6 protein-coding genes are annotated in these 6810 nt (G+C 68.7%); 2 read left to right on the forward strand and 4 right to left on the reverse strand.

Annotation, left to right across the window (positions count from 1 at the left end):
- A partial coding sequence (locus tag VAE53_RS11205; RefSeq protein WP_322819449.1) for an ATP-binding cassette domain-containing protein occupies positions 1–852 on the forward strand: 852 nt, incomplete at its 5' end.
- 27 nt (positions 853–879) lie between these two features.
- On the opposite strand, the gene VAE53_RS11210 is transcribed toward VAE53_RS11205, so the two are convergent.
- The gene (locus tag VAE53_RS11210) at positions 880–2589 is read right to left on the reverse strand and encodes a cytochrome c biogenesis protein ResB (protein WP_322819450.1); all 1710 of its coding nucleotides are present in this window, start codon (positions 2587–2589) and stop codon (positions 880–882) included.
- Complete coding sequence (locus tag VAE53_RS11215; RefSeq protein WP_322819451.1) at positions 2586–3230, reverse strand: TlpA disulfide reductase family protein; 645 nt, start codon at positions 3228–3230, stop codon at positions 2586–2588. The genes VAE53_RS11210 and VAE53_RS11215 overlap by 4 nt, the downstream gene beginning before the upstream one ends.
- A gap of 143 nt (positions 3231–3373) precedes the next feature.
- On the opposite strand from VAE53_RS11215, the gene VAE53_RS11220 reads away from it, so the two are divergent.
- Positions 3374–5683, forward strand: coding sequence for a DEAD/DEAH box helicase (locus VAE53_RS11220; protein WP_322819452.1), 2310 nt, complete (start codon positions 3374–3376; stop codon positions 5681–5683).
- A 13-nt stretch (positions 5684–5696) separates the two neighbouring features.
- On the opposite strand, the gene VAE53_RS11225 is transcribed toward VAE53_RS11220, so the two are convergent.
- Positions 5697–6215, reverse strand: a complete 519-nt coding sequence (locus VAE53_RS11225) for a group 1 truncated hemoglobin (protein ID WP_322819453.1) — start codon at positions 6213–6215, stop codon at positions 5697–5699.
- 74 nt (positions 6216–6289) lie between these two features.
- The coding region (locus VAE53_RS11230) for a hypothetical protein (protein ID WP_322819454.1) at positions 6290–6810 on the reverse strand (521 nt) is incomplete at its 5' end.

Raw genomic sequence — 6810 nt, forward strand, 5'->3', positions numbered from 1 at the left:
ATGGTGCAGAGTGCGAACGCGGCGCTGGGGAAGATTTTCGGGATCTTGGCGGTGGAGCCGGAGGTGCCGGAGCCGAAGGAGCCGGCGAGCGTGACGGGGCCGATGGTGGGGCGGATCGCGTTCGAGCGGGTGACCTTCGGGTACGACCCGGCGCGCCCGGTGTTGCGCGATATCGATCTGGTGATCGAGCCGGGGGAGCATGTGGTTCTGGTGGGGCCGACGGGGGCGGGGAAATCGACCTTGGCGAAGCTGATGACGCGGATGTACGACCCGACGGCGGGTACCGTCCGCATTGGCGGCTACGACCTGCGTTCGCTGCGGATGGCGGACTTGCGGCGGACGGTGACGATGGTGCCGCAGGAGGGGTTTTTGTTCACGGGTTCTCTCCGGGAGAACATCCTCTTCGGCCGGCCGGAGGCGACGGACGCGGAGGTGGAGGCGGCGTGCGTGCGGCTGGGCATCGACGAGTTCATCCGTTCGCTGCCGAATGGGTACGAGACGTTGGTGAGCTTCCGCGGTTCGCGGCTGAGCGCGGGCGAGAAGCAGCTGGTTTCGATCGCGCGGGCGTTCTTGGCCGACCCGCCGGTGTTGGTGCTGGACGAGGCGACTTCGAGCCTGGACCCGCACACGGAGCTACAGGTGGAGCGGGCGCTGCGGGCGCTGCTCGAGGGGCGGACGAGCGTGGTGATCGCGCACCGGCTGAGCACGGCGGAGCAGGCGGACCGGATCCTGGTGGTGGATGGGGGCCGCATCGTGGAGGACGGGCGCCACGAGGAGTTGATTCGGCGGGGTGGGTATTACGCGGCGCTCTATCGGCAATGGGTGGCCGGACGGGCGACGCGAACGGCGTAGGGGCGCGGGGAAGGGGCGAGCGGCGGGCTAGCGTTCGGGTTCGAGGTCGCCTGGCTGGAGTGCATCGGCGGCGCCGAGGTCGCGGCCGATGAGGCGGAGTTCGCGGGAGAAGCGGGTGGTTTTTTCGGCGATGCCGGCCATGTAGGTGCGGGAGGGGGTGACTTTGACCCAGAGCCGGCGGCGGGGGACGTAGAAGGTGATGGCGAGGCCGACCATGGCCATGGCGACGGCTATCCAGATGAAGGTATCGCCGGGGTCGCGGCGGACGCTGACGCCGGAGGCTTCGACCCGCCCCTGGAAGAGGTAGGTATAGCCGGACGGAGTGGTGACGGCCTTGCCCTGCTCGAGGATGACGTTGCGCTCGTCGATGCCGTTGACCATGAGGTAGGGGCGGCCGTCGCCGCCAAGGGGCATCTGGACGACGGCGCCGGCAGGGGAGATGGCGCCGGGCATATCGAGGACGGTGGTGGCAGGGATAGTGGCGGCGCCTTCGAAGCGGACGCGGTAGTCGCCGGCCTGCCCTTCCTGGCCGGGGCGAAGAACGACCGGGTCGAAGTCGGGGCTGGTGATGGAGAGGACCATCCCGCCGTCGACGATTTGCCAGGCGACCGCGAAGTTGACGAGGGTTTCGGCGCCCGGTGCTTGGGGGAAGGCGAGGAGGGAGAGGCCGGTGTCGTCGGAGCGATCGTTGGGGTCGAGCCCTTCGTCGGTCGCCATCTGCGGGAGCTGTTGCGCGAAGAGGAGCCGGCCGGCGGTGTCGGTGACGCGGAGGATGGGGATGGCGGCGTTGCGGCCTTCGAAGTCGAGGACGTCGTCGAAGAGGGTTTGGCCGTTGGGTCCGACGATGCGGAGGCGGGCGAGGTCGTCGAACCAGGCGGCTTGGTGGATGGTGTAGCCGAAGGCGCTGCACGGGTCGTTGACGGTGGTTTTGCAGCGGATGGTCTCGTCGCCGCGGCGAACGTCGAGGATGGAGTGGTAGTCGACGATGTTGCCTGCGGCGTCGAGGCCGCGGTTGGCATCGACCATGCGGATGAAGAGTTGGTTGGGGCCGGCATCGGCGAAGACGGGTGCCGGCGGGGTGCTCTCGGCGATGACCATGGTGCGGTCGTAGCCGGCGAAGACGGTGAGGAATCCGCCGAGGAGGAGGAGGAGGAGGGCGAGGTGGGAGAGGAAGGTGCCGTACTGGCTCCAGGGGTAGCGATCGGCGAAGAGGTAGGTGGCGCCGGGCTCTCGATGGACGCGCTGGACGGTGTAGCGCCGCTGGCGGAGGAGGCGTTCGACGGCGTCGGCGCCGCCGGGGTGGGAGAAGTCGGCCCGGTGGTGGGCGCGTTGGAAGTAGGCGTCGGGCACGCGTTTCGGGGGCTGGCGGACGGCGCGAATGGTGGGGCGGAGCCGGGAGACGGTGCAGACGGTGACGGCGACGATGATGAGGAGCCAGAGGCCGTTGAACCAGACGGTGTGGAAGACGTGGAAGAAGCCGAGGGCATCGAAGATGTCGGTGAATGGTCCGTAGGTTTCGCGGCGGAGCTCGAGCCAGGCGGATTTGGCGGCGGGGTTGCCGAGCATCGGTGCGGGCACTTGAGGGAGGATGGTGCCGATGAGCCCGGCGACGCCGGCGAGACCGACGAGGAGGAGGGCGAATTTGACGTTGGTGAGGAGCTGCCAGAGGGTGCGGAGGGGGTCGAGGCCGGCGGGGCGGAGCTCTCCGGCGGCGACGGTGCGGGGCGGGGCGCTCACTGGAGGGCAGCCTCCAATTCGCGGAGCTGTTCGAAGGTGATGCGGCCGAGGTAGATCCGCTCGACGATGCCGTCCGGGCTAACGAGGTAGGTACGGGGGAGGCCGCCGATGCCGGTGGCGTAGGCCTGGGAGACGGCCCCGGAGCTGTCGAGGAGGATGGGATAGGTGACGCCGAATTGGGCGGTGAACTGGCGGGCGGTGGCGGCGTCTTCTTGCTGGTTGATGCCGATGACGACGATGCCGCGGTCGAGGTTGCGGGAGTAGAAATCCTGGAGGTCGGGGGTTTCGGCGCGGCAGGGCCCGCACCAGGAGGCCCAGAAGTTGAGGAGGACGTAGGAGCCGCGGAACTGGTCGAGCGAGCGGGGTGGGCCGTCGAGGCTGGCGAGGCGGAAGTTGGGGGCGGCTCGGCCTTCGCGGGCGGCGGGCTCTCGGTCGGTGGGATTGAGGGCTGCGGGGAGTTCGACGATGCCGAGGCCGTCGCTGCCGTGGCTGGAGCCGGAGGACGGGTCGTCCCGGAATTCGAACCACCAGAGGCCGAGGCCGACGACGGCGATGACGAGCGCGGCCAGGCCGAGGGTGGAGGCGGGGCCGGAGTACTCGCGGCGACGCTGGGGGCGTTCGTCGGGGAGCTGTTCGGTCATGGTGGTCCGGTGATCGAGGGTACCACCGGATGGGGTTGCGCGGGGTAAGGGCGGGGCGAGGCGCGGAGGCCGGGTGGCGGCGGTGCTTGCGCGGGCGGCGGTGGATGGTCAGAATGCGAACATCTGTGCGATGGAGGGCCGCGATGGCGAAACCCCCGCCTACTTACCCCGTCCCGGCGGTTCGCCCGGTGCCGCCGGGAATCGTGGCGGAGCGACTGCTCCAGGAGCTATCGCAGAAGCGAACGGAGACGTGGGTGCGACGGATCGAGGCGGTGCCGCCGCGGTTTGCGTCGTGGCCGGCCGGGCTGGATGAGCGGCTGCTGGCTGCGCTCGGGCGGCGGGGCATCGAGGCGCCGTACACGCACCAGGCGCGGGCGATCGAGGCGGCGCTGGCGGGGCGGAACGTGGTGGTGGTGACCCCGACGGCGAGCGGCAAGACGCTCTGCTTCAACGTGCCGGTGCTCGACCGGGTTTTGAAGGATCGCTCGTCGCGGGCGCTTTATCTCTTCCCGACGAAGGCGCTGGCGCAGGATCAGCTCGACGAGTTGCACGGCTTGATCGGTGAGACGGGCGTGGCGATCGGGACGTTCACGTACGACGGCGATACGCCGGCGGATGCGCGTCGGGCGGTGCGGCAGGCGGGGCACATCGTTCTGACGAATCCGGACATGCTGCACACGGCGATACTGCCGCACCACACGAAGTGGGTGCAGCTGTTCGAGAGCCTCGAGTTCGTGGTGATCGACGAGCTGCACACGTACCGGGGTGTGTTCGGGAGCCATGTGGCGAACGTGATCCGGCGGTTGCGGCGAATCTGCCAGTTTTACGGGAGCGATCCGACGTTCATCCTTTGCTCGGCGACGATCGGGAACCCGGGTGAGCTGGCGGCGCGGCTGGTCGGTGACGTGGTGGAGGTGGTGGACGAGAATGGCGCGCCACGGGGGGAGCGGGTGGTGGTGGTGCACAATCCGCCGGTGGTGAACCGGGAGCTGGGGATTCGGCAATCGGTGCTGAAGGCGGCGCGGGATATCGCGGCGCAGCTGATTCACTCGGGGGTGCAGACGATCGTCTTCGCGCCGAGCAGGGTTCGGGTGGAGCTACTGTTGACCTACCTGCGGGAGGCGCTGCGGGAGAAGCCTGGCGATCCGGAACGGGTGACGGGCTACCGGGGCGGGTACCTGCCGAACGAGCGGCGGGCGATCGAGCGTGGCCTGCGGGAGGGGACGGTGCGGGGGGTGGTAGCGACCAATGCGCTCGAGCTGGGGATCGACATCGGGGGGTTGGGGGCGAGTGTGGTGACGGGTTATCCGGGGTCGTTGGCGAGTCTCTGGCAGCAGTTCGGGCGTGCCGGGCGGGCGCGCGAGAGTTCGCTTTCGGTGTTGGTGGCCTCGTCGAATCCGCTCGATCAGTACGTGGCCGGCCACCCGGAGTTCGTGTTCGAGCGGGGTGTCGAGCGTGCGGCGATCGACCCGGACAATCTCTACGTTCTCGCGAGCCATTTGAAGTGCGCAGCGTTCGAGCTGCCGTTCGCGCATGGTGAGCAGTTCGGGGCGCACGGCGAGGTGATGCTGGACATGCTGGTGGAGGAGGGGGTGTTGCAGCGTGCGAATGGCCGGTACTACTGGATGTCGGAGGCGTATCCGGCGGAGGAGGTGAGTTTGCGAACGGCGAGTACGGACAATTTCGTGATCATCGAGCAAGGGCCGAAGCCGCGCGTGATCGGTGAATGCGACCGGCCGAGCGCGCCGCTGCTGATCCACGAGCAGGCGATCTACCTCCACCGTGGGCAGCAGTACCAGGTGGAGCACCTGGATTGGGAGAACAGGAAGGCGTACGTGCGGCCGGTGGCGGTGGACTACTACACGGATGCGCAGTTGGCGGTGGAACTGAAGGTGCTGGAGCGCGAACGGGAGGTGGCGGCACCGGGCGGGCAATGGGAGGTTGGAGAGGTGGCGCTGACGTTCTTGGCGACGATTTACAAGAAGGTGAAGCTGAATACGCACGAGAACGTGGGTTGGGGGCGCATCGCGATCCCGGAGGAGACGATGCACACGGCGGCGGCGTGGCTTTCGTTCGACGAGCGGGCAACGGCGGGCTTGGGACGGAACGAGCTGGCGTTGGGGCTGACGGGCGTGGCGCACTTGGTGCGCAACCTCGCCCCGGTGTTCTGTCTCTGCGATGCGGGCGATCTCGGGGCGGATGCGCAGGTGCGGGCGCCATCGACGGGGCGGCCGACGGTGTTCGTCTACGACATGGTGCCGGGGGGCATCGGGCTGGCGGAGCGGGTGTTCGAGGGACGGGAGCGGCTGCTGGAGGCGTGTCTGGACGCCGTCCGGCGCTGTGCGTGCGAGAACGGTTGCCCGTCGTGTGTGGGGCCTCAGGTGGAACGTGGGAGCCCGGCGAAGCGCGCCGCGTGGCTGCTGCTGGCCCGCTTCGCCGGGCAGGGAGCGTAGCGAGGGGACCGGCTCAGGCGGTCACGATGTCCTTCTCCATCGGGCCGAGGAGCCCGAGAAGCTCGTTCTTTTCTTTTTCGGGGACCTTGAACTGGTCGAGCGCCTTGACGAGGTCTTCGACGAGGGCATCGAAGTCGGCTTTGGTGATCATGAGCCCGGCGTGGGCGGTCTTCATGTCGCGGCCGGTGTATTTTTCGGGTCCGCCGGTGGCTTCGCCGATTTGGTTGACGAGGTGCATTTTGAGGGTGGGGATGTCGGTGTTGGCGAAGAAGCGGTTGATCCGGGTATCGGCGGCGACGTTGGCGATGAAGGCATCGACGACGGCGGTGATGGCGGGCTTGCCGCCGAGGCGGTCGTAGAGTTTGGCCTGCCCGGGAGCGGTGGGCACCGGCGTGGGCATGGATTTCTTGTCGTCGTCGGAGCAGCCGACGACGAGGAAGGCGCCGCCGAAGACGGCGACTGCGCCAGCGGTGCGGAGGAAGTCCCGGCGGCTGCGGGATGTGGGGGTGGAGCTGGGATCGGGTTCTCTCATGGTGCGCCTCCTCGTGCGTTGCTGGCAGGGAGTACGCAAGGTGAGGCGGGGGTGTTCAGTGCTCGGGTGAATCTTTACCTGGCGTTTCCGCCGGGCGGGGGTTGGAAGGGTCCGAGGGCAGTGGCGAGCCGTTCGTAGGTTTCGGGGAGGAAGTTCCGGGGGCCGCAGCCGGGGCGCCAGGCCGGGTAGCTGCTCCAGTCGAGGCTCGGTGGGGTGGCGCCGGTGAGGCGGGCTGCTTCGGCGAAGAGTTCGTCCCATTGGCCCGGGGTGAAGCCGACGAAGCGGATGAGTTCTTCACCTTGGGGATCGGCGAGGATGACGGTAGGGACGGCGTCGATGCCGAATCGCCAGGAGGTTTCGAGGGGGCCATCGTCGAGGACGGGGCAGGTGAATTCGCCGGCGCGGAGGGCCGGGAGGTCGGCGGGCGGCTCTTGGGCGACGAGCCAGAGATCGAGCTGGCGGCCGTAGGTGCGGCAGGCAGTGGCGATGACGGGCAGGGAGAGGCGGCAGGTGGGGCATTCGCTCCACCAGAAGACGAGGAGGGTGTGGCGCCCGGTGGGGAAGCTGCGAGGTGCGCCGTCGCTGTCGGTGAGGG

The sequence above is a fragment of the Tepidiforma sp. genome, from assembly GCF_034432735.1.
Classification (GTDB): domain Bacteria; phylum Chloroflexota; class Dehalococcoidia; order Tepidiformales; family Tepidiformaceae; genus Tepidiforma.

What these genes read in the sequence shown, in the direction of transcription:
- VAE53_RS11215 (WP_322819451.1), bottom strand. Translation starts at nt 3,230, where the DNA reads ATGACCGAACAGCTCCCCGACGAACGCCCCCAGCGTCGCCGCGAGTAC.
- VAE53_RS11220 (WP_322819452.1), top strand. Translation starts at nt 3,374, where the DNA reads ATGGCGAAACCCCCGCCTACTTACCCCGTCCCGGCGGTTCGCCCGGTG.
- VAE53_RS11225 (WP_322819453.1), bottom strand. Translation starts at nt 6,215, where the DNA reads ATGAGAGAACCCGATCCCAGCTCCACCCCCACATCCCGCAGCCGCCGG.